This is a genomic window from Eubacterium sp. 3_1_31 (genome assembly GCF_964249515.1).
GTDB classification, from domain to species: domain Bacteria; phylum Bacillota_I; class Bacilli_A; order Erysipelotrichales; family Erysipelotrichaceae; genus Longicatena; species Longicatena caecimuris.
The window spans coordinates 1-22,552 of sequence record NZ_CAXUBY010000017.1; the positions used below are offsets into that span (position 1 = coordinate 1).

Annotated in this window: 20 protein-coding genes and 1 tRNA gene; 17 read left to right on the forward strand and 4 right to left on the reverse strand. The window is 38.2% G+C overall.

Features of this window, described 5'->3' with window-relative positions:
- The first annotated feature begins 104 nt into the window (after positions 1 to 104).
- The 4 genes from ACESSZ_RS08390 to ACESSZ_RS08405 all read left to right on the forward strand — a co-directional run bounded on the left by ACESSZ_RS08390 (position 105) and on the right by ACESSZ_RS08405 (position 2,213).
- Positions 105 to 1,154, forward strand: a complete 1,050-nt coding sequence (locus ACESSZ_RS08390; RefSeq protein ID WP_008689954.1) for a hypothetical protein — start codon at positions 105 to 107, stop codon at positions 1,152 to 1,154.
- Positions 1,155 to 1,227: 73 nt separating this feature from the next.
- Positions 1,228 to 1,890, forward strand: coding sequence for a deoxyribose-phosphate aldolase (gene deoC, locus ACESSZ_RS08395; protein ID WP_008689953.1), 663 nt, complete (start codon positions 1,228 to 1,230; stop codon positions 1,888 to 1,890).
- A 75-nt stretch (positions 1,891 to 1,965) separates the two neighbouring features.
- Complete coding sequence (locus tag ACESSZ_RS08400; RefSeq protein ID WP_017144552.1) at positions 1,966 to 2,112, forward strand: hypothetical protein; 147 nt, start codon at positions 1,966 to 1,968, stop codon at positions 2,110 to 2,112.
- 25 nt (positions 2,113 to 2,137) lie between these two features.
- Positions 2,138 to 2,213: transfer RNA gene (locus tag ACESSZ_RS08405), tRNA-Asn, on the forward strand.
- A 315-nt stretch (positions 2,214 to 2,528) separates the two neighbouring features.
- On the opposite strand, the gene ACESSZ_RS08410 is transcribed toward ACESSZ_RS08405, so the two are convergent.
- Positions 2,529 to 3,104 (reverse strand): DJ-1/PfpI family protein, encoded by a 576-nt coding sequence (locus ACESSZ_RS08410; RefSeq protein WP_008689952.1) that lies wholly within the window; start codon positions 3,102 to 3,104, stop codon positions 2,529 to 2,531.
- A 363-nt stretch (positions 3,105 to 3,467) separates the two neighbouring features.
- Here ACESSZ_RS08410 and ACESSZ_RS08415 point away from each other — a divergent pair, with 363 nt between their 5' ends.
- The 9 genes from ACESSZ_RS08415 (at position 3,468) to ACESSZ_RS08455 (ending at position 13,995) form a co-directional block, all read left to right on the forward strand.
- Positions 3,468 to 4,532 carry a M42 family metallopeptidase gene (locus ACESSZ_RS08415; protein ID WP_499842749.1) on the forward strand — a complete coding sequence of 355 codons (1,065 nt, stop codon included), beginning with the start codon at positions 3,468 to 3,470 and terminating at the stop codon, positions 4,530 to 4,532.
- Between the two features lie 95 nt (positions 4,533 to 4,627).
- Positions 4,628 to 5,956 (forward strand): hemolysin family protein, encoded by a 1,329-nt coding sequence (locus ACESSZ_RS08420; protein WP_008689950.1) that lies wholly within the window; start codon positions 4,628 to 4,630, stop codon positions 5,954 to 5,956.
- Between the two features lie 185 nt (positions 5,957 to 6,141).
- On the forward strand, positions 6,142 to 6,591 hold the full coding sequence (locus tag ACESSZ_RS08425; protein ID WP_008689949.1) for a thioredoxin family protein: 450 nt from the start codon (positions 6,142 to 6,144) through the stop codon (positions 6,589 to 6,591).
- Positions 6,592 to 7,254: 663 nt separating this feature from the next.
- Entirely contained in the window at positions 7,255 to 7,674 is a 420-nt protein-coding gene (locus ACESSZ_RS08430) for a peptide deformylase (protein ID WP_008689948.1), read from the forward strand.
- 164 nt (positions 7,675 to 7,838) lie between these two features.
- Positions 7,839 to 8,816, forward strand: a complete 978-nt coding sequence (locus ACESSZ_RS08435) for a sugar ABC transporter substrate-binding protein (RefSeq protein ID WP_008689947.1) — start codon at positions 7,839 to 7,841, stop codon at positions 8,814 to 8,816.
- A 1-nt stretch (position 8,817) separates the two neighbouring features.
- A complete protein-coding gene (locus ACESSZ_RS08440; protein WP_499842750.1) occupies positions 8,818 to 10,131 on the forward strand; it encodes a sensor histidine kinase in 1,314 nt (437 codons plus the stop codon).
- On the forward strand, positions 10,124 to 10,783 hold the full coding sequence (locus tag ACESSZ_RS08445; RefSeq protein WP_008689942.1) for a response regulator transcription factor: 660 nt from the start codon (positions 10,124 to 10,126) through the stop codon (positions 10,781 to 10,783). Before ACESSZ_RS08440 ends, ACESSZ_RS08445 begins: the two co-directional genes overlap by 8 nt.
- A complete protein-coding gene (locus ACESSZ_RS08450; RefSeq protein WP_008689940.1) occupies positions 10,780 to 12,084 on the forward strand; it encodes an ABC transporter substrate-binding protein in 1,305 nt (434 codons plus the stop codon). The genes ACESSZ_RS08445 and ACESSZ_RS08450 overlap by 4 nt, the downstream gene beginning before the upstream one ends.
- A 549-nt stretch (positions 12,085 to 12,633) precedes the next feature.
- Positions 12,634 to 13,995 (forward strand): glycoside hydrolase family 3 protein, encoded by a 1,362-nt coding sequence (locus tag ACESSZ_RS08455; protein WP_008689938.1) that lies wholly within the window; start codon positions 12,634 to 12,636, stop codon positions 13,993 to 13,995.
- Between the two features lie 162 nt (positions 13,996 to 14,157).
- On the opposite strand, the gene ACESSZ_RS08460 is transcribed toward ACESSZ_RS08455, so the two are convergent.
- The 3 genes from ACESSZ_RS08460 to ACESSZ_RS08470 all read right to left on the reverse strand — a co-directional run bounded on the left by ACESSZ_RS08460 (position 14,158) and on the right by ACESSZ_RS08470 (position 17,660).
- Positions 14,158 to 15,552 carry a polysaccharide deacetylase family protein gene (locus ACESSZ_RS08460; RefSeq protein WP_331866906.1) on the reverse strand — a complete coding sequence of 465 codons (1,395 nt, stop codon included), beginning with the start codon at positions 15,550 to 15,552 and terminating at the stop codon, positions 14,158 to 14,160.
- A gap of 264 nt (positions 15,553 to 15,816) precedes the next feature.
- Positions 15,817 to 17,028 carry a tRNA guanosine(34) transglycosylase Tgt gene (tgt, locus tag ACESSZ_RS08465; RefSeq protein ID WP_008979688.1) on the reverse strand — a complete coding sequence of 404 codons (1,212 nt, stop codon included), beginning with the start codon at positions 17,026 to 17,028 and terminating at the stop codon, positions 15,817 to 15,819.
- A complete protein-coding gene (locus ACESSZ_RS08470) occupies positions 17,025 to 17,660 on the reverse strand; it encodes a queuosine precursor transporter (protein ID WP_499842751.1) in 636 nt (211 codons plus the stop codon). Before ACESSZ_RS08470 ends, tgt begins: the two co-directional genes overlap by 4 nt.
- Before the next feature lie 265 nt (positions 17,661 to 17,925).
- Here ACESSZ_RS08470 and ACESSZ_RS08475 point away from each other — a divergent pair, with 265 nt between their 5' ends.
- From ACESSZ_RS08475 to cobA, 4 genes are all read left to right on the forward strand, one after another.
- Positions 17,926 to 18,684, forward strand: coding sequence for an SDR family NAD(P)-dependent oxidoreductase (locus ACESSZ_RS08475; protein ID WP_117548394.1), 759 nt, complete (start codon positions 17,926 to 17,928; stop codon positions 18,682 to 18,684).
- 288 nt (positions 18,685 to 18,972) lie between these two features.
- Positions 18,973 to 20,214: a glutamyl-tRNA reductase gene (gene hemA / locus ACESSZ_RS08480; RefSeq protein ID WP_117548395.1), complete on the forward strand. Its 1,242-nt coding sequence runs from the start codon at positions 18,973 to 18,975 to the stop codon at positions 20,212 to 20,214.
- The gene (gene hemC, locus ACESSZ_RS08485; protein WP_120173380.1) at positions 20,199 to 21,098 is read left to right on the forward strand and encodes a hydroxymethylbilane synthase; all 900 of its coding nucleotides are present in this window, start codon (positions 20,199 to 20,201) and stop codon (positions 21,096 to 21,098) included. Before hemA ends, hemC begins: the two co-directional genes overlap by 16 nt.
- Positions 21,091 to 22,551, forward strand: coding sequence for a uroporphyrinogen-III C-methyltransferase (gene cobA, locus ACESSZ_RS08490; RefSeq protein WP_008689930.1), 1,461 nt, complete (start codon positions 21,091 to 21,093; stop codon positions 22,549 to 22,551). The genes hemC and cobA overlap by 8 nt, the downstream gene beginning before the upstream one ends.
- The last annotated feature ends 1 nt before the right edge of the window (position 22,552 follow it).

Here is a 22,552-nt window from a genome sequence, read left to right on the forward strand (position 1 = left end):
GGTAAGCCGTATGCCTTAATAGGGCACGTACGGTTTGATAAGGGGCGGTAGTTTAATGACTATCGCCTACTTTCTTTCATGTATAATAAATACAGGTGATGCATATGCATGAGAAAAAGGATACAACAAGATATCAGAAGAAGATAAAAACGCAGCTGCGCTTATTTACTTGGCTTTTTCTATTGTTTTACATATGCTATGCCGTTTTACAAGTCATGCTATTGAAAGAACTATTTCCAATTCGCTTCCAAGAGCCACAGAAAAGATACATGATACGTTTACTCATGGAAGGGATATTATGGCTGTTTATCGTCAGGTCATTGCAAAAGGGTAGAAAGATTGCGCGCCTACTGTTCACCCTATGTGCGATCCTCTCTCTGTATTTTCTATCGGCACTGCCTGCTTTTTATCAGCTCAGCCTGTCTGGCTGGGAAGCTACGACGTTGCGGATCTTATTCACCTTATTGATGATCAGTAAGTACCTCATCACCTTTTGTTGCGTCTGCTATCTCTATCGCGATCCACATATTGTCAGTATATGGAAAAAAGCAGATAGAAGGATGGCAATAACGCAGCCAGAAGAGGAGGAAGAAAGACAAGAAGATGAAGTCTTAAACCAAGTGTTACAAGAAGTATCTCTGGTCCATATGGAAGAGGATAATCGTCTTTTTATAAGAGCACAGCATTTTTTACATCGCTATACGTTTTATCTTGTCATGATTTTATTGGGGACGTTGATAGGCTTCTTACTGTTTTTATTCATCATGCAACTAAGTTTTCCTACGGACATAGATGGGTTACAATATGTGCAGCGGTTTTTCCTGTTAGCTATTCTTTTTACGTCGTTGCTATGGTCTTTTGCAGGTGTTGCCATGTTCATGTACAGTTCTTCCTGTCGCATTCTAATCATGCTTGCATGGCTTTGTGAAAGTATCCATCTGCTGCAAGAACTCCCTCAAGTATGGCAGACTTTTCAAAGTCAACAGTATCAACTGCCTTCCATACTTTGCATTATCGTGTTGGAGTTATTGCGTTATGGATTATTGTTAAAGCTTACGATAGCGCTATATCAAAACCCATTCTTGCAATTATATTGGAAACGTAAAACAGCAATTAAAAAAGCCCAAAGAAACAAGGATAGTCGTTATAGCTGAGAAACAATAAAATCAGGTTTTCGTTTCAGAGGGAAAATGCTATACTTAAAGTGATAAGTAGGAGGATGTTCTTATGAAAATGAACAAATATATCGATCACACTTTATTGAAAGCGGATGCTACACAGGATAAGATCCAGGTATTGTGTGAAGAGGCTAAGAAATATGATTTTGCGAGTGTTTGTGTAAATACGTATTGGGTAGCTTATTGTGCGAAACTATTAAACGATAGTGATGTTAAGGTTTGTACGGTCGTAGGTTTCCCACTAGGCGCAATGAGTACGAAAGCAAAAGCTTTTGAAACAAGCAATGCCATTGCCGATGGGGCAGAAGAAATTGATATGGTAATGAATATCGGTGAAATGAAGGCACATCATTATGATGCTGTTCGTGATGATGTGGCTGCTGTTGTTAAAGCGGCAGATGGACACTGTGTCAAGGTAATTTTGGAAACATGCCTATTAAGTGAGGAAGAAATTGTGAAGGCTTGCCAGCTTTGTGTAGAAGCAGGGGCAACCTTTGTGAAAACATCCACTGGTTTTTCTACAAGAGGTGCAACACCAGAAGATGTGAAGCTGATGAAGGATACCGTAAAAGATAACTGTAAAGTTAAAGCAGCTGGCGGTGTACGTTGTCGTGCAGATATGGATGAGATGATTGCAGCAGGTGCTGATCGTATCGGAACCAGTGCCGGAGTTCAATTGATGCAAAATGAAGCAAGTGAAGGAGGCTATTAAGCCTCTTTTTCATAGCGCAATGAAAGAATTCTTATCTGCTAGAAAAGCAATCGATAGAACACGCTAAAAGTTTTTATGATAGCACAAAACGGAATTCATAAAAAATTAAGTAAGATTGGAAAAAAGATGGAAGTAAAAAAACACTTGCAAGGAAGCATTCCACATGAAGCTTTTTCTGCTATTTTTGCTAAAAAAGATATTGTCAAAAAACTAACTTTATGATATTATAATTAAGCACTTGATAAGTGCCTTAATAGCTCAGTTGGTAGAGCATCCGGCTGTTAACCGGCAGGTCACAGGTTCAAGTCCTGTTTAAGGCGCCATTAAAAAAGATAACCTCACAAATGTGAGGTTTTTTTGTTATGTTTGCGATATCCTAAGTAAGTGCTTTTTAATAAGTTGCTGTTAAACTATTTAAATGGTTTCTACCAAATAACCATTAAATTGAAAGAGGCTTCTTTAGCATTATAAGGCAACTCAATAAATAGCCTCTTTTAAACGACATTTTAAATAGTATTATCGAGAACCCTTGATTAATCAGTACTTCGAAATTACTTGAAGGAATATAAAAATGTGTCACAATGCCTTTACAGGACGAATGACACATTTTCTTACATAGATGAAGTTTTTTGCTGCCTTTATAATCCAAATGATTTAGGATAAACGGGAATATCTAGCATTCTGCCTATTTCCATAGCCCACTCACGAAATCCATAGATCACACTGGTGATGATATGCTCATGACGGATAAATTTAAGATCTTCTTCAGCACAACATGCATCCCAATCGATCATATTCTGTAAACAGCTTAAAGCGTAACCTTCTTCAACAAGATCTTGTTTGTTCATGGCACACATAAATGGGCGATCTTTTAGAATGCCGGCATTGTATAAAAGTAAAGGAGCAATGGAAATAGCCCCAATGACTTTTTTCTGTTGATCAAATATGCGCAATTTTTCTTTAAGAAGTTCATTCTTTAATATAGTAGGGTTCTCTTCCATAAATCCCGACAACAAGATGCCATCATAATCATCAACATCCAATTCATCAAGGGTATGTTCACATTGCAATACTATGCCTTCTTCACTGCGATATGCTTTCTTTTCAACACCAAAATAAGTAACGGGGATGTCAGCCATACGAAGCATTTCTAAAGCTACGGTGATTTCACACAGGCAATATCCCTCATATAAGATAACTGCAATTTGTTTCATAACGTCATTCCTCTTCTTTCTTAGTACAATAAAGCACAATGGATGAATTACGTTTTTCTTTTGATTTTATGCTCACTTAACCATGACAAAAAATAAAAGCTAGAGAAAAATTATCGATATTTCTTTACATACATGTGCGCATACAAAAAGCAAATCATCCATTGAAAAAAACATTCGTTTTCTACAATAGATTATTTGCTCATGTTCATCACCACGCCATTTCTTATTGCTTTTATTGTAGCCTGTGTTTGGATGTCTGTCAATAAAAAGGGAAACCATAGTGATGCAACATCTTACTTTTCCAAAGACTTCGCATATGCTACAATATTTTGTAAGTATAAAAAAAGAAAAGAGGAATACAGCATGAATGAAATAGAGCGAATCAAGGCCTTAAGTAATGCCTTTGGACCAAGTGGCATGGAAGATGATGTAATCGCATTGGTACGTGAAGAGTGTAGTGCTTTTCATTGTGAAGAGGATCATATGCGCAACTTATACATTTATTCATCGACAAGCAACACGAAGCAAGAAAAACCGATCATTCATCTTGATGCCCATGGGGATGAGGTTGGTTTTATCATCCAGGCCATACGTCAGGATGGGATGCTGCGCTTTCTACCCTTAGGCGGTTGGGAAGCGAAAAACATCGTTGGGAATAGTGTGCTTATTCGCAATGTAGACGGTGAAATCGTACAAGGCATCGTATGCAGCAAACCTCCACATTTTATGAAACAGAGTGAAAAAGGAAAAGCCATCGCTTTTGATGATTTGCTCATTGATGTAGGAGCTACCAGCTTAAAGGAAGTGCAAGAATCTTATCGTATACAGATAGGCTGTTTTGCCGTACCCAATGTTTTATGTTCCTATGATGAGCGTCACGATATCTTTATGGGAAAAGCCTTTGACTGCCGCATTGGCTGTGCCGCTTTGATTGAAACGATGCATCAGGTGCAGAGTATGGATGTAGCAGTACAAGGGACGATATCAGCACAAGAAGAAGTTGGCGAGCGGGGCATGAAATGTGCTATTCAAAACATCCATTGTGATGTTATGATCGCTTTTGAAGGATGTCCTGCAGATGATACCTTTGAAGAAAGCTATATGATTCAAAGCGCATTGAGAAAAGGACCGATGTTACGTCATTTTGATTGTTCTATGATTACCAATCCACGTTTTCAACGCTTTGCCTTGGATGTGGCAAAACGTCATCACATACCGGTACAGGAAAGCGTACGCAGCGGTGGCGGCACCAATGGAGCCATTTCTCATACGCATTTGCGAGGCATTCCAACCATCGTAATTGGGATTCCAGTTCGTTATGCTCACAGCAGTTATGGTTATACAACATTAAAAGATTATCAAAATGCTGTCAAACTTGCCGTGGCGATAATAAAAGATTTAACAAAAGAAATGGTGGCATCTTTTTAATTAACCAAAACTTAACAAAGGAATATTCACAAATGGAAGAACTTCTGTTACAATCAAGACCATAATATAATTTAGAAAAGGAGCGATTTTAATTTATGGACACAGACCCCGCAGGGACCTCTATTACGTTACAATTGATTTTAATGGTGATATTAACAATGACAAATGCCTATTTCGCAGCGAGTGAAATGGCCATTGTTTCTGTTAATAAAGGAAAAATCAAACGCCTGGCTCAAGATGGAAATAAAAAGGCTAGGTTAGTTGAACAGCTGATGGATGCACCTACGAATTTCTTATCTACGATTCAGATTGCCATCACGTTATCCGGCTTTTTCAATTCCGCAAGTGCGGCAACGGGAATTTCAAGTTCGCTTGCTGAAGTATTACAGCGTTGGGGCATTCCCCAGGCCAATACGATCGCCGTGGTGTTGATCACGATGCTTATTTCTTTTATCACGCTTATCTTTGGTGAATTGGTACCCAAACGAATGGCTATTCAAAAGGCGGAAAGCTTTTCCATGTTTTGTGCTAAGCCGATTTTGATAATTAGTAAAGTAGCGTACCCTATCATTAAGATTCTCTCGGTATCTACCACGCTTGTTTTACGTTTGTTTGGCATACAAGATGAACATGTGGAAGAATCTTTATCGCGTGAAGAGATTCGCAGTATGCTAGAAGATAGTCGTGAAAAGGGTGTGCTTGATGAAGCTGCGGCAGAAATGATGGATGGGGTTTTTGAATTTGATGAGATCTTGGCTAATGAAATCATGACACCTAGAACACAAGTATTTTGTATTGATATAGATGATCCCAAGGATGCATATGTACACGTTCTGATGGAAATGCAGTATTCTCGAATACCGGTATATGAAGAATCTATTGATAATGTGATCGGTATTTTAAATATTAAAGATTATTTTACGCAAGCATATCAACATGGTTTTGCTTTTGTGGATATCCGTAAGATATTAAGAAAGCCGTATTTTGTTCCTGAAACAAAAAATATCGATGATTTATTTCAAGAGATGCAGAAGTTGCATCAACATATCGCGATTCTGATTGATGAATACGGAGGCATGTCCGGTATTGTGACCATGGAAGATCTCGTAGAAGAAATCATGGGAGAAATCGAAGATGAATATGATGATGCGCAAGCGATGATGTTACGCAAATTGTATGATAATGTCTATGAAATCAATGGTAGGATGCCCATCGAAGATTTGAATGAAGCACTGCAAATAAATATTGAGAATGAGAAGTATGATACGATTGGTGGTTTCATCTTAGATCAGTTAGGCTGTATCCCTGAAGATGGGGAAAGTGGAACCTTATATTGGAATGGTATACAATTTCAAATGTTAGAAATCAGAAATCATCGTATTGAACGTATCCGTGTGGAATTGCCGAAACAAAAGGAAGAATAACGAAAATAAAGGCTATGCGAAAGAAAGGAATTTTCTAATGCATAGCCTTTCTAAATTAGATTGCGATAAAATTTGGAAAATGAGAAAGTGTTGTCATCTGTTTACTTTTTTATCAAAAATGGCTATACTATTAAAGAACATCCAGAGGTGTTGTACCGCTTAAAGAGCGGCATATGGAGGTTTTTATGAAAAAAATTATGTACATTACGACGTTATGCTTTCTTTTGCTGCTAAGTGGATGCGGCGGTTATACAAGAGATGAAACACCAGGTGCCTTACGCACGATTTCCGTAGCAGATATGGAAAAGAAAATGAAAAATAAAGAAGATTTTGTAATCGTATTTACCCAAAGCTGGTGTGCACATTGTGAGAAATTTCGCGATATGCTGGATGAATATTTACCAAAGCACCATGTGATCGTATACGATGTTGTCATTGACAAAGACCCTAATCCGGATCGCAGCGGCAATATTAAAAAGATTCAATCTTACTTTAAAACCATGGATAGTACGCCTTCCTTGTATTATGTGGAAAAAGGTAAGGTCAAAGATGAATTGGAAAACGGCGATGATGGAATCACGAAAGAAAAATTCGACAGCTGGGTCCAAAACTTTAAGCTCGATGAAAAGAAATAAGAAATTTGCGCTAAATAGCGTTGAAAACTAACATTTGTCACATATGACTAACAAATGTCATGAAAATTATGTGACAAAAGAAAGTTGCAATTCTTTACCTGGTTGTATACAATATAAGTGCAATAGTAGAATGATTGTTTGCAGTGTAGATCTACATCAAACAAAACATCTATGGTATTGTGGAACAACTAGATTTAAAGTATAAGTCTCTTTTAAATCTACACTACATTGGTGGATGGGGCATATCAGGAATAAGGATACGAAAATCAGATGTCTGCTGGTAACATTCAATGGTTTTCTTAAGATTTCCTTTCACTAATTATCATAATATAAGACCCCATACAATCCTTTTTTGAATAAACATGAAACCCTTCACACATTACACACGGGGTCATGCCTTATTCTCTGAGATTACACCGTTCATTCAATTACATGCGAGTGTTTCATACAATTATGAAGCAGGAAGAAACAAGTCAATGATGAGAGAGTGGCTTGTTTTTTCTTATGTTTTTAACATGGAGAAACATCACTTTTTCCTTCCGAGAAAAACATCTAAGGTGCTCTAAACGCAATCGCTTATACAAAAGCGGGCTTAATGTGTTTTATCATAAAATGAAAAGGAGTGGCTTTTTCTTAAAAAGGAAACCGAAAGGAGAGAACGAAATGATTAGCGAAATCAATCACGATATCATACTATTACAGAAAACAAGTGAGCCAGCAACAGAAAAAGATCTATGGGTGGCAAAAAATCTATTGGAAACACTGCAAGCACATGAAGATAGGTGTGTAGGCATGGCTGCCAACATGATTGGCATATTCAAGCGAATCATTGCTTTTGTGGATATTGATACAGGATTTCATTGGGTCATGCTGAATCCGGAAATCATCAAAACATCAAAAGAAACTTATCTGGCGCAAGAACAATGTCTGTCCATCAGCGGAATTCGCCAAACAAGACGCTATCGCCGTATCAAGGTACGATATCAAGATGAACATATGAACATAAAGATTAAGACCTTTCATGATAGGACTGCACAAATTATTCAACATGAAATCGATCACTGCAATGGCATACTAATATAAACGCTCTCGTTGTTTTCATTTCACCAACAAACAAATTAAGAAATGTCATTCCTTTTTCTCATTGTGAAAATTCCGGCAGATATCTTTTTTCACTCTGGAAATTGCGGTAGGAATGCTTTAGAATATGATATAATAAGGAAAAACAGTCAGGAGGAAGGGTACGTATGTCAAAAATGAAGGGCGCATTGAAAACGGCTATCATTTTTTTGTTTTTAATGGTGTTTGTGGCGGCAGGCATCAGTATCTTTAGTAAAGCCAGTAAAACTTCCTTTGTCTATCGCAGTAAGGAGCCTCTGAAAATCGGTGCTACCTACATGACACTTAACAATCCTTTCTTTAGTATCATTGATGAAGAAATACATAATGTAGTCGAAGCGAATGGTGATGTGTTAATCAGTCTTGATCCTGCCTTAGACTTAGAAAAACAAAAACAACAAATACAATACCTCATTGATCAGAATGTCCAAGCGATCATTGTCAATCCTGTTGATTTCAACGGCTTAACTTCCTCCCTTGAAGCAGCCAAAAAAGCCGGTATCCCGGTCATTGCTGTGGATAGTGAAGTCATGGACAGTGACTTAATTACTTACAGTGTAATGTCAAATAATTATGATGCCGGTGTCCAGTGTGCAAAAGATATGATGAAATATAAGAAAAAAGCAGATATCGTTTTATTACAACATAGTACAGCATATTCTGCTGTTCAGCGCATTCAGGGCTTTATCGATACGATTAAAAATGATCCCAATTATCGTATTGTCGAACGCATTGAATGTGATGGTCAATTAGAGATTGCAATGCCGCTTATGCAAAAGTTCTTGGAAAAGGATGTATCTTTTGATGTGGTAATGGCTTTAAATGATCCAAGTGCATTAGGTGCTCTGGCAGCCATGCAAGATCAAGGCAAATTAAAAGATGTATTCGTATATGGCGTAGATGGCACACCGGAAACCAAGACACTGATATCAGAGCATATCATGCAGGCAACGGTTGCTCAATCACCAAAGACATTAGGAAAAATGGCGGCAGAAGCTGTTTATAAGATTCGCAATCATGAGAAAATAGAAAAACTTCAGCGTATTCCAGTGACCATCATCACACAAAAAAACGTCGGGAAATATTCATTAGAAGGGTGGCAATAGTATGTTACGTAAACAACTTATGGAAAACAGACTGCGCTATACCTACTTCATCATGTGCTTTCTGAATTTCACGATGATTGTCTTTATCAGTTCGATTATTTATATCACAACCAAACGTATCTGTGATATGCAAGAGGCAAGGACCTTTTTATCGATGATTGATTATTTACCGAAAGATCCTATGCATAGTATGATCTTATCAATTACAGCCTTTGTGGCATTATTGATCGTGATGCGTCTGCGTTTAAAACTACATTTTGAAACATGGCAGCTGGTGCTTTGTTTTCTGGTTGAGTCAGGCTTATGTCTATTGATCATGGAACGACTATATTTCAGTTCCAATTCCATATTGTTGCTGATGATGGCTGATTTATTAACCTATATTACTTCCAATACCTATCGTTTCTTCTTTGTGGTTGTATTGGTTACGTTTTATTTAGGTGCTAATTATGATTTCTTATCGGCTCGTGTTTCCATGACATCCTTCTATGATTATATCAACTGTTATAATTCCTTTGTCAAATCACTCTTATTAAGTGTTCAAAATGCCCTAGCCAGTCTGAATATCATTGTTTTTATCATCTACATGGTCTTTCTGGTTCAAGATAAGATCAATGAAAACAAGCGTTTCTTAGCATTGAATGAAGAATTACAAAGCTTAAATGAACAACTGAAAGAATATGCCGATATACGTGAAAAAATGGGAGAAACAAGAGAACGAAATCGTTTAGCCAGAGAAATCCATGATACACTGGGGCATACTTTGACGGGGCTATCCGTTGGCTTAGATGCCTGTGTGCTGACCTGTGAACTGGATCCCAAAGCCACACGTAAGCAATTAAGTGTATTAAGTGAAACCGCCAGAAGAGGCTTAAAAGATGTTCGTCGCTCGGTTGATAAGCTGCGACCGGATGCCTTAGAACATTATACCTTGAAAGTGGCAATTGATAAGATGATCAAGGAATTTCAGGAAATTACGGATGTGACGATTCACTTTGTCTGTCATTTACCTAAGTTAACCTTTGATTCTGATGAAGAAGAAGTCATCTATCGTATTATTCAAGAGGGAATGACCAATGCGGTTCGCCATGGACATGCGACGAAAATATATATTTCTATCGCAAAGGAAGAAAACACGTTAATATTAATAATAGAAGATAATGGTATAGGATGTGAAAACATCAAACCAGACTTTGGTCTTCATCATATGCAGGAACGCATTGAGTTATTAAAAGGGAATATACGTTTTTATGGTTCCAGTGGGTTTATCATTATCGCTGAAATACCAATTCGGGAGGGTTTAGAATATGATTAAGATTTTAATTGCAGATGATCAGGAATTGATTCGTGAAAGCTTAAAAATCATCCTAAGTACCAATAATGAATTTGAAGTAATTGATACAGTAGGGAGTGGAAAAGAAGTAGTCGAAAGCATACGCCGTCATATACCGGACATTATTTTAATGGATGTTCGTATGCCGGATATGGATGGTGTGCAATGTACCAAATTTGTCAAAGAAGTATATCCTGAAATTAAGGTTATTGTATTAACGACATTTGATGATGATGAATATATTTTCTCGGCCTTAAAATATGGGGCAAGTGGTTATTTATTAAAAGGGGTATCTTTAGATGAATTGACCTCCGCAATTAAAACCGTTCTGCAAGGAGGAGCTATCTTTAATCCGAATGTTGCCAGCAAAGTGACCAAGATCTTTTCAGAAATGGCAAAAAACAATATCGTGGCAGAACGTATTCATGATGAAGACTTACCGAATTTAAGCGATACGGAATGGAAAATCATTCAACAAGTATCACAAGGACTTTCGAATAAAGAAATCGCTGAAATATTAAAATTCACAGAAGGTACGATACGCAATTATCTCAGTGTTATTTTGGATAAGCTGCAGCTGCGTGATCGTACACAACTGGCTATCTGGTATATCCATAGAGGAAAAGAAGCATGAAACGGAAGGTTATAGCCGTTGCGGCTGCCTTTTTGTTGATCGTGTCAATCTTATTATATATGACCTATCAGAAAAATAAGCCAATCACATTGACGTTTGGCATGTTTGCCGGCAGTAATTGGGATGTGCCCAATGGCGAAAGCTATAAGATCATTGATGAAGTTGTGGAACGCTTTGAACGTAAACATCCTAATGTAAAGGTAGAATATGTCAGTGGTCTACAGAAAAGTGATTACTCTGAATGGCTCTCGCAACAGGCTTTAAAAGGCAATTTACCTGATGTATTTATGATACGATCAAATGATTTATCTACATTTTCTGATATCGGCATCATGCAAAATTTGAACAGCTATATTCATAAGGATGATGCATTCGATAAAGCGGCATACTTTACACCATCCTATCAATCCGGAACTTATCAGAAGAAACAATATGCACTCCCTTATGAAAGTGTACCAACATTAATGTATGTCAATCGTACCTTGTTGGAAAAAGAAGGTATTTCTCTTCCATCAGATGACTGGACATGGGCCGATTTCTATGATATCTGCCGCAGGGTGACAAAAGATACGAATGAGGATGGCGCATTAGATCAGTTTGGTGTTTATGGTTATGGCTGGCAAAATGCAGTTGCCTCAAATGGAGCTACGGTATTTTATGCGGAAGGTACAAAAGCAACTTTAAGTGATGAGCGGGTATATGAGGCGATAGAATTCACCAGAAGATTAGAAGAACTAAATCAAGGCATGACACCAACGAGCGAAATGTTTGATAAGGGACAGGTTGTTTTCTGCCCTATGCGTTTTAGTGAATACCGCACATATAAACCCTATCCTTGGCGTGTCAAGAAATATAGCAGCTTTGAATGGGAATGCATCCCTATGCCAGCAGGGCCTCAAGGAGATAATGTATCGGAACTTGATACCTTGTTGATGGGAATGGCAAAAACCTCACAGCATAAAGACCTCGCATGGGAATTCTTAAAAATGTTATCCTATGATGAAACAACGCAGGAGGATATCTTTGCTTATTCACAAGGAGTTTCTGTACTAAAAGACATTACCAATTCAAAGACGGTAAGTCGTTATCTGCAAGAAGATACACCAGGAGAAAGTGCTTTTAAGCTAGATTTCTTCAATAAAACAATGGAACATGCTATACCAGTGAATAAATTTTCAGATTATGATCAGGCAATGTCTGTTGCGGATAGTGAAATACGACGTCTTTTATCCACGGATGAAGATATTAAAACAATGGTGAATACACTGCAAAGTAAACTGGATATTTTATTACAAAATTAATAGTATTTCTAACATCGTTCAAACTGTTGACTCCATATGCAAAGGAAAAGTCAGCAGTTTTATTATGCTAAAGTTATATAATTGAGATTACGTTATCTGACTATTAAACTTCTTATATACACACAGTATTTCTACATGTCAGCTTACGATTAAACTTTTGATAAACACGCAGTACTTCTATATGCTATCTTACGATTAAATTTTTGATAAACACGCAGTACTTCTATATGCTATTTTACTATTAAACTTTTAATAAACGTCCAGTACTTCTATATGCTATCTTACGATTAAACTTTCGATAAACACACAGTACTTCTATATGCTATCCTATAAGTTTTATTATCATCACACGACTTATGAACTGGTAGTTGCTTAGGATATGGTACCAAGGAAGAATGTGAAATTGGAAGAAGCAGATGTATATAACTATTAGAATGATGATTTATCCTGGGATAGGTCATCTTTTTTTGATGAAAAGATGTAAGAATTTTACTTTTGTAAAAAAGAGTACGCTATACTAATATCATAAATCTAATGGGAGGTAAGCTTATGCAAAAACGAATCTTATGTGGTTTATTTGCATGTGTGTTATTACTTGGTGGTTGTTCTACAAATACAAATGTTCATAAAAAAGAGCCAGAGAAGCAGAAAGATACAGAGAATAACAGTGAGGTTAATAAAACTTATGAATTTACAGGTGTTATTAAAGATCTGACATCCAATAGTATCATGGTGAAGAATCAAGATGAAGAAAAGCGATTTGATCGTGAACAAATGAAGATGGAAGGTACGGATACGTTGTTACTGGATGAAGAAGTAAGTATTACTTACCGAAAAGAAAAAGAGCATTTGATTGCTCTTCAATGTGTCGTGAAGAAGGTCGCAAAGCAACAGGAAGAAAAAACCGAAAAAGAAGTGGCTATCGATAAGATTATTGCCTCTATGAGTATCGAAGAAAAAGTCGGACAGATTTTCTTTGTCCGCTGTCCAGACATGTATTCTATAGAGGATGTGGATACATATCATTTAGGCGGATATATTTTATTCGACAGAGATTTCAAAGATCAAAACTATCAAGATGTTGTGGCAAAGCTCACCGCTTATCAGAAAGAAGCAAAAGTTCCTTTGTTAATCGGGGTTGATGAAGAAGGGGGAACTGTGAATCGGGTGAGTACTTATTTTCGTGAAGTTCCATTTTGGTCACCACAGGATTTATATCAAGAAGGTGGTATGCCGCTGATTATTTCTGATACTAAGGAAAAGGCAGAATTATTAAAAGGCATGGGCATTAATGTGAATTTAGCACCAGTGGCAGATGTTTCGACACATACAGAGGATTTTATATATGCACGATCTTTCGGCAAGAACGCACATGAAACAGCGAACTATGTGAAAACCGTAGTTCATACGATGAAGAAGAATCACATTGGTTCTTGTTTAAAGCATTTTCCTGGCTATGGAAACAATGTGGATACGCACACCGGTATAGCAATTGATAAACGTTCTATGGCAACTTTTGAAAATAGTGATTTTATCCCTTTTAGCGCCGGGATACAGGCAGGTGCAGATAGTGTTTTAGTTTCCCATAATATTGTAAAGTGCATGGATGCTAAACATCCGGCATCGTTATCTGCAAAGGTCCATAGGATATTACGTGAGCAGCTGAAATTTCAAGGCGTTATAATGAGCGATGATCTGGCTATGGATGCAATTACGCAATATAGTGATGATGCTAGTGTGGCCGTAAGTGCTGTCAAAGCAGGTAATGATTTATTAATTTGCAGTAATTATCGCGTACAGTTGCCGGCCGTTCTAGAAGCAGTGAAAAAGAAAGAAATTCAGGAAGAGCAGATTGATGCCTCCCTGCGTCGTATTTTAAAGTGGAAATATGACTTAGGTTTATTGTCATAAACGATACGTAAAAAAGCAACTCATCTTGGTTTATTATCATAAATGATACGTAAAAAGCATCTCATCATGTAGAATTCCCATTGATAGTTACAGGGAATGATACGATAAGATGCTTTTTTAACTATATGATTACTAATAAGCTACTAAGGTATTACTATAGAATCAATTATTAATGCCATGGTGAAATCCAGAAACACTACTATCTACGGTTTTAAAGGTATAGCCAAGGGATTGATAATATTCAATGATCGCAGGTAAGGCTTCTACACTTGCTTGGGATCCTGGATGATCATGCGTTAGCATCATCAATGGAGATGCCCCGCCATAAGATGTTGCCTCTTGAATCAAAGATGCACTCGGCAAAGCCGAATTTCCATCGCCGCTGCTGGAATTCCAATCATAATATTGATAGCCTCTTTCTTGAACTGCTTTTGCTAAGCGTGTCATTAACCCGGGGACGTTTGAAGAAACCGTGTTACTACTGCCTCCAGGGAAGCGGATAATGTTTGGTGTCAAGCCGGTTTGTTGTTTCACAACATCACTTATGTTTTGTAAATCTTTAAAATAAGCGGATTCGCTAGCATAAAGAGCTCCATAATCATGTGAATAGGTATGTAGTCCAATGGCATGGCCTTTTTGATATGCTGTTTTGATATAGCCAAGATAGGAAGGGCATTGCGCTGTAACAAAAAAGGTCGCTTTTACATGATAACGGTCTAATATTTCCAATACCTTTGGTGTGTTTGCACTAGGTCCATCATCAATTGTTAAATAGATGATTTTTCCAGATGTTTTTTCTTGCACGATGACGGTACGATTTATTTCTGTCTTATTACCGGCTTTGTCTATTGCCTGATACGTTATGCTATAACGTCCGGGTTGTTTTGCGTCAAAGTTATTTTTATTTATGGTAAAGTTAATCTTACCATCACGATCATCAATTGCTTCTACGCCTTTTTTGAAGTCAGGCTTCTCACCTTTTTGGATGGTCATATCTAAAATTCCGGTAAAAACAGGTGGCTGTGTATCTTTTTTTAGAATATTTGCAACAGCCTTTACCGTTGTCTGGTTTTTTCCTTCATCTTCGACGATGATTTGAACGGTTTGTTTGCCAAGTTTTGTAAAGGAATATGCTTTTGCAAAACGAGCTGTTGTTTTCGTAGCATCATCAATTTTTTGAATAAAATCCTCAGGTGCTACCTTATCACCAATGCTTATTTTTTGATCTTGCGCTACTACAACAGGTGGTTTGCTGTCTTTTACGATATAATCAAGGGTGAATGTATGACCATCTATAGTATAGGTTATTTGATGATTGCCAAGTTTTGTCGTGTCGATGTTTGTTTCTACATGTACATCCTGAAGTGAACCATGATCGATCTTTTTGATGAAAGCTTTAGCAGAATAGGTTTCTTTCACTTCCAGAGTTATCGGGTTCTGCGTAAAGTGAATACGTGGCATACTGAACCATATATAGCCGGCAACGGATAGGGCAATGATTAGTAAAGCACAAAGAAGGATGCACAGGTAACGTTTTTTATTTAAAGTATTTTTCATTTTTTCCACTCTTTTCCTTACCATTATAGCATAGCATGGTTTTATGGTGAAAATTAGGAAGAAATTATAACAATAGTAAGTATTCTTTAATAATATGATGATATAAAAAAGGAAATTGTTTCGGTTTTTCATAAAATAGCTTTCTTTTATCTTGTTTTTGCTTTTCTAGTTAAGGTGCCTAATTTTTATACACCTATCGAATAACCTTGCACATGATTTTTAGGCAGTAAAAAAGACAATCGTATCTTAGATACAACTGTCTGTTTATCTGTGGTAGTAGTTCTTTAAAAAGTTTTCTTTAAATTCGGCATATGTACCATCCAGAATCGCTTGGCGTGCTTGCTCTGTTAAGCGAATGATGAAACGCAGGTTATGCATCGATGCCAGATTATAATATGTATGCTTGTCTTCTTGTTTTTCTGATTTCATGAGGGCTCTTAACTGTCCGCGTGTCCAACCTGCTTTACATACCGGACAATCACAGCCTTGATCCAATAGTTCTTCACTATCCGCAAATTTTGATAAGCTATAATATCCATGGGTCGTATAGATCCTGCCATGTCTTGCTTCACGTGTTGGGGCAACACAATCAAAAGTATCGGCCCCCATTTCTACGCCAATGAGAATATCGTCCGGATGAGATAAGCCAAGCAAATGACGAGGCTTGTTTTCAGGTAATTCTTCACAGCACCAGGTCAGAATTTCACCTAAACTTTCTTTTAGAAAAGCACCGCCCAGACCATAACCGTCAAAATCCATCTTGGCAAACTTTTGTGCGGTAGAACGTCGTAAATCTTCCCAACGTCCACCTTGTAAAACACCATAAAGCGATTGACGATAGCCTAAATCATCTCGGTGTTTTTTATGTTCTGCTAAACTGCGCAGTGCCCAGCGTTCCGTTCGTGCTAAAGCTTCGACGTTATATTCATAACTATCTGCCAGTGAAGTTAATTCATCATAAGCCATATGAATATCAGCACCGATGCGACATTGAATTTGCATGGATTCCTCTGGACCGATAAAATCATCCTGATCAGTGAAAGGATCATGAAACTGTACCCCATCTTCACTTACGATAGCTAAACGATCCTTAGGATCAGTATTGATAACCTCTTTTTCTCGATCCATACTGACGACTTTTCCTAAACCGGAGCCTAAGGACATAACCTGAAATCCTCCAGAATCGGTCAAAGTAGGTCCATTCCATCCAGACCATGCGGCCAATCCTTTCTGTGCTTGGATTTCTTCTGAAACATTGCGCAGATGATATCCATTGCTCAGCATTGCCTGTGCCTGAATAGCATGCAAATCCTGCATGGATAAAAACCGGACTTCACCCTTTGTGCCGACGCACATGAAAGCAGGTGTCTTAATATCTCCATGCGGTGTGTGAATGATACCTGCTCTTCCTAGTTTTCCAGGTATCTTTTTGACGATTTCAAAGCTAAATGTATTGTTGTTTTTGTATTCTGTCATTCTATCATTCTTCCTTTTAAACTTTTTGCGATGATGGCCTCAGCTGGGGAGAAGATAACTTCAAAGCTGATGCCGAGTACATAAGCAAATATCGCTTGTGCCAGAAATTCATGGAACGGCAGGACACCCAGAAACGCGATTGTTTCAAAGATGAAGACATCCAGGATATGAGCAAATGCAGAAGAGCCTAACGCTCTGGCAATAAAACTTTTGGCAAATATGCCATCGTGATTCTTTAACTTCATGAAGATAACGTTATTCAATAGATTGCTGCAAACATATGCGAGCAGCGAACCAAGAATGATTCGTGGTGTAAAGCCGAATACACTGGCATATGCATTCTGCATGTTCCAACCATCATATGCCGGTAAAGCAATGACGATATAAAATACGATGATGGCTAGAATATTGATAAGAAAACCAGCTACAATAATATTTTTGGCAATCTTTTTTCCATAGAATTCCACAATCAAATCACCTATGATATAAGTGAGTGGAAAGACAACGACACCTCCATCAACAGCAATACCAAAAAAATTCCATAGCTTTATAGCGGCTAGATTAGATATCAGCAAGGTACTCACGGATATCGTAGCGAAGTAAAGTAAAAGCTTTTGTTTAAAATTTGGCATGGTGATATTATAACATAAATCAGTGAGAATGGAACCTACAGGAAGCAGACGGGTTACATGGTTAATAGGATTCTTTGTTTGGATTGTTTGAAAAACGGTATAAGGGCAATATCTGATACATATCCTATGAATAGGATCATCGTTATGCCATAGCTATACAATGGTTATCTTTTGTCTTTATTTTTGCATAGGAGTTGTGTTTTGTTTGTGATAGAAAAGGTTATATGCTATAGTTTGGTTATAAAATAAGGGAGGTTTTATACCTATGGATCAATTTACATCATTAAGAGAAAAAGTAGTTATCGTAACCGGAGGTACACGTGGTATTGGTTTTGAAACGGTGCGTAGTTTTTTACAAAATGGCGCAAAGGTCGCAATGCTGGGATCACGTCAAGAAACGGTAGATCATGCAATGGCATTGCTGATGGAAGAGGATCATACGTATCCTGTTAAAGGCTATCATCCTGATCTGCATGATGTTGAGGCAGTACAGGCCATGTTAAAGGATGTTACAGAAAAGTTTGGCAGTGTGGATATCTTGGTGAATAATGCAGGTGTATCCGATGCTACCTCTATTTATGCCTATGATGATGATCATTTTATGGATGTCTTAAAAATTAATGTTGATGCAGTATTTCGTTTATCACGTTTAGTTGCACCGGTTATGAAGGAAAAAGGAAAAGGTGTGATTATCAATGTCAGCTCCATGGTATCGCTTTATGGACAGCGTTCGGGCAGTGCTTATCCAACGAGTAAGTTTGCCGTGAATGGAATGACGAAATCCTTAGCCAGAGAGTTAGGCAAAGATGGCATACGTGTGAATGCCGTTGCTCCCGGCATTACAAGTACCGATATGGTAAAGGCGTTAGATCAGACAATCATTCAGGCGATGGCTGCCAATGTCCCATTACAACGTTTAGGTGAACCGCAAGATATTGCCGATGCGATATTGTTTTTAGCCAGTGATATGGCCTCCTATATCACAGGTGCTGTATTATCCGTTGATGGTGGATTTGTCGGATAAGGATTACGGATTTTATACGCAGGCACTCTTTTTTTAGATAAAGAAAGAGTGCTTTTTTTAGATGTTTCCTTTGTTTCTGCATCATTCCTTTATCTTTGATCATATCGGCGAATCAGGGTGCTTAATTTGGGCTATCTTTCAGGTCTTTGTTTTTTCGCAGAGAACATAAAAAGCTACACCTGTAGCATAAGATATTTTTATGGATGCTTCATAAGAATTTATGGATGCCCTCTTTCATTGAATATCACATTCAATTTTATTATAATGTAGAAAGTGAGGTGTAAACATATGAAGTTTGGTGTAATCGGTATCAGTTATCAAAAAACCTCCATTCAAAAACGTGAAGGGGCATCCTTTAGCGATACGCAAAAATTACAGCTTTATGATGAACTACTAGATAGCAAAATCCTACAAGCAATGAGTGTGACAACATGCAACCGCAGTGAGTTGTATATTGTCTATGAAGAAAAGCAACAACTGCATCAGGCGATCACCTTATTTGTGAAGATGGCGAAAACCATTGCTCGTGAAGATGTCTTTGTTAAAACGGGAAAAGAAGCCCTACTATATTTGTTTGAAGTATGTGGGGGCTATCATTCTATGATCCTTGGAGAAGATCAGATTCTTGGGCAAATGAAAACAGCATATGCATTTGCCAATCAGGCAGGAGCATGTCGCAAAGAGCTGCATCGCATCTTACAAACTTGCTTTTCCTGCATCAAACAAATAAAACAGACATATCGCATCAGCGAAATATCCACATCGATTGCTTATCTTGCCTATACATATTTAACACAGCAAACAACGTTGCAAGGAAAGAAAATTCTTTTGATCGGAAGTGGGGAAATGGCACAGCTGATGCTTATGTATCTTAAGGATGTAAAAGCGGATCTTTGGCTATGTAGTCGTACCTTAGCTCATGCATCAAAATTACAGGAAGGAAAGGAAAAGCTGCCGATTGTACCTTTTGAAGAACGATATTCTTGTATAAAGGATTGTGATATGATCATTTCAGCAACGGCAAGTCCGCATGTTATCATTAAAAAAGAAGCGTATCCTCTCACAGAGAAAGAACAATATCTCATGGATCTGGCTTCTCCCAGGGATATTGATGAGACCATAAAAGATGAAAATCATCATCTCTGTAATCTAGATGATTTGCAAATCATCGCTGATGAGCATAGCAAAGAACGGCAAAAAAGAATGCGCCTGGCCTATGGGGATATGGTACAGCGTGTGGATTCTTTAATGGAATGGCTGTGCCATGTACAGGTTGATAAAGCGATAGCTTCCTTACAAACATACAGCAAACAACAGGCACAGCATACGTATGAATTATTAAAACAGAAATTATCTTTACAGCCACATGAGGAACGCATGATGAAGAAAGTGCTGGAAACTTCTTTTTTGCGTATGGTAAAAGAACCGATTCTTTCTTTAAAACAGCTGCAGGAAGAAGATCAGGAACAATATGCGGCAATGGTAGAGCAGCTATTCTTAAAGGAGGATGACATATGCGATATATCATAGGAACCAGAGGCAGTGCCTTAGCCCTTGCCCAAAGTGAACAAGTTCGCACTTTATTACAAAACACCTATCCCCAGCATAGTTTCACGTTACAGATCATTGCCACAAAGGGGGATCTTCAACAGCATGTGGCATTAGATCAAATGGATGCCAAGGGCATTTTTGTGAAGGAAATAGAAGAAGCTTTGTTAGCAGGAAAGATTCATATGGCAGTACATAGTTTAAAGGACATGCCAACCCAATTACCCAAAGGATTATGTTTTACTAAAACGCTTCTTCGCGAAGATGCACGAGATGTTTTTATATCCCGTACCAAGACAACGTTTCATGAATTAGGACCTCAGGCGAAAATTGGCACCGGCAGTAAACGCCGTAAGGTACAACTAATGAAACTGCGTCCGGATATATCCGTTGTGGGGATACGGGGGAATGTGGATACCAGATTGAGAAAAATGGAAGAACAGCAGCTTGATGGCATCGTCTTAGCAGCCGCAGGCTTAAAACGTTTGCAAGTACAAGGAATTTCTTATGAATATTTCCCCTACACATCTATGATACCGGCTTGTGGACAAGGGGCTTTGGCCATTGAGGTCAAAGAACAAGATACCACGCTTTTAACCATGATCAATGCTTTGGCGAATACACATATTGATCAAGAAATTCAAATAGAACGCACCTTTTTACAGGCAATCGATGGGGGATGTCATACGCCGGTCGGTGCGCATTGCAAGATCACGGAAAAGGAAATCGTGTTTGATGCTCTTTATGGAAATGAGGATTGTAGTAAGATGTGTGATCTACATTGGAGGCGTCCTTTAACAGACGCACAGCAGCTTCCCTTTGAAGCAGCGAAGTATTTGATAAAGGCGGTGCAATCACATGAATAAAGTATATCTGGTTGGGGCAGGATGTGGTGATCCTGCATTATTAAGTTTAAAAGGAAAGGCTTGTATAGAAGAGGCAGATTGTATTCTATATGATCGCTTAATTGATCCTTCCTTATTATCCTATGCCAAAGCAGATTGTAAGCTAATTTACGTGGGGAAAGAGAACCATAAGCATACGATGCCGCAAGCGATGATTCAAAAACTGCTTGTAGATGCTGGGAGAACCTATCCTGTTACGGTACGTCTAAAAGGCGGAGATCCTTATGTATTTGGCAGAGGGGCAGAAGAAGGTCTGGCATTAGCACAGGCAGGTATTGCTTTTGAGGTTGTTTGCGGTATTTCTTCTGCTATCGGTGGTTTGGCATATGCCGGGATTCCGGTTACTCATCGAGGATATACCAATGGGTTTCGCGTATATACCGCACATTCACAAAAAGATGTCCTTGCCGATTTAAACTTTGCGGAGCTAGCCAAAACAAAGGATACGCTGATTTTTTTGATGGGCTTGCGCTCAGCCATGCAGCTTGTGGAAAAATTATTGGCATGTGGTATGGAGAAGGCTACGCCAATGGCCATATGTTCGCATGTCAGTATGCCTAGCCAAAAGGTGTTAACGACCACATTGGCAGAACTGCATCAAAAAGACATTGATACCTTATCTTCTCCTGCCATCATTGTGATTGGTGAGGTAGTTAAACTAAGAGAAAAGCTTTGTTTCTATGAACAAAAACCATTATTTCAAAAGCGCTATCTGCTAGTCAAGGTACAGAAAGAAGAACATCAAGCAGCAAAGCTATTACGCGAGCAAGGAGCATGGTGCGAGGAAGTACAATGTGGGTATTGTAAAGCGATAGCACATACATGGACAAAAGAAGCATTCCAATCTTTTACCCATGTCGTGTTTACTAGTGCGCAGGTGGTGCATATCCTCATGAAACAGCTGCAGGAGGCAGGTTTTGACAGTCGTATTCTTTATCAGTGTAAACTTTGTGTCATGGGAAAAGGAACCAAAAAGGCTTTGGCACAATATGGCTTATGTGCCGATCTGATGCCAAACATTCATGACAGTAAACATATGGCAGAGCTTTTAACAGCATCTGTTCAAAAACAGGATCATATCCTACTGCCAAAAGCTGTAAATGGAAATACGTATTTGCAAAAGACATTAGAAACACAATGTAAGGTAAGTTATGTGCCTTTATATACGATAGAAGAGCTGCCCCATTCAATACAAGATGAGGATTATGATGGCGTTTTAATGACGTGTCCTTTTAGTGTTCAGCAATATGCAAAGCAGACAAAGCAACGTAAGCAAATGGTGTATGCAATGGGAGAAAGAACAAAACAGGCATTGATAAAAGAAGGATTCACCTCCATTACGACATTGAAACATGCGGAAATGGAAGAATTTGTGAAAGCCATTTTACACCATGAAAAGAAAGGAAGGGACTAGA

Bases quoted from the DNA above. Each gene is read 5' to 3' on its own strand.
- ACESSZ_RS08430 (WP_008689948.1), top strand. From the start codon at position 7,255: ATGATTAGCGAAATCAATCACGATATCATACTATTACAGAAAACAAGT.
- ACESSZ_RS08445 (WP_008689942.1), top strand. From the start codon at position 10,124: ATGATTAAGATTTTAATTGCAGATGATCAGGAATTGATTCGTGAAAGC.
- ACESSZ_RS08470 (WP_499842751.1), bottom strand. From the start codon at position 17,660: ATGCCAAATTTTAAACAAAAGCTTTTACTTTACTTCGCTACGATATCC.
- ACESSZ_RS08475 (WP_117548394.1), top strand. From the start codon at position 17,926: ATGGATCAATTTACATCATTAAGAGAAAAAGTAGTTATCGTAACCGGA.
- hemA (WP_117548395.1), top strand. From the start codon at position 18,973: ATGAAGTTTGGTGTAATCGGTATCAGTTATCAAAAAACCTCCATTCAA.
- ACESSZ_RS08450 (WP_008689940.1), top strand. From the start codon at position 10,780: ATGAAACGGAAGGTTATAGCCGTTGCGGCTGCCTTTTTGTTGATCGTG.
- ACESSZ_RS08435 (WP_008689947.1), top strand. From the start codon at position 7,839: ATGTCAAAAATGAAGGGCGCATTGAAAACGGCTATCATTTTTTTGTTT.
- ACESSZ_RS08410 (WP_008689952.1), bottom strand. From the start codon at position 3,104: ATGAAACAAATTGCAGTTATCTTATATGAGGGATATTGCCTGTGTGAA.
- tgt (WP_008979688.1), bottom strand. From the start codon at position 17,028: ATGACAGAATACAAAAACAACAATACATTTAGCTTTGAAATCGTCAAA.
- ACESSZ_RS08440 (WP_499842750.1), top strand. From the start codon at position 8,818: ATGTTACGTAAACAACTTATGGAAAACAGACTGCGCTATACCTACTTC.
- deoC (WP_008689953.1), top strand. From the start codon at position 1,228: ATGAAAATGAACAAATATATCGATCACACTTTATTGAAAGCGGATGCT.
- ACESSZ_RS08455 (WP_008689938.1), top strand. From the start codon at position 12,634: ATGCAAAAACGAATCTTATGTGGTTTATTTGCATGTGTGTTATTACTT.
- ACESSZ_RS08460 (WP_331866906.1), bottom strand. From the start codon at position 15,552: ATGAAAAATACTTTAAATAAAAAACGTTACCTGTGCATCCTTCTTTGT.
- ACESSZ_RS08390 (WP_008689954.1), top strand. From the start codon at position 105: ATGCATGAGAAAAAGGATACAACAAGATATCAGAAGAAGATAAAAACG.
- ACESSZ_RS08400 (WP_017144552.1), top strand. From the start codon at position 1,966: ATGATAGCACAAAACGGAATTCATAAAAAATTAAGTAAGATTGGAAAA.
- ACESSZ_RS08415 (WP_499842749.1), top strand. From the start codon at position 3,468: ATGAATGAAATAGAGCGAATCAAGGCCTTAAGTAATGCCTTTGGACCA.
- cobA (WP_008689930.1), top strand. From the start codon at position 21,091: ATGAATAAAGTATATCTGGTTGGGGCAGGATGTGGTGATCCTGCATTA.
- hemC (WP_120173380.1), top strand. From the start codon at position 20,199: ATGCGATATATCATAGGAACCAGAGGCAGTGCCTTAGCCCTTGCCCAA.
- ACESSZ_RS08420 (WP_008689950.1), top strand. From the start codon at position 4,628: ATGGACACAGACCCCGCAGGGACCTCTATTACGTTACAATTGATTTTA.
- ACESSZ_RS08425 (WP_008689949.1), top strand. From the start codon at position 6,142: ATGAAAAAAATTATGTACATTACGACGTTATGCTTTCTTTTGCTGCTA.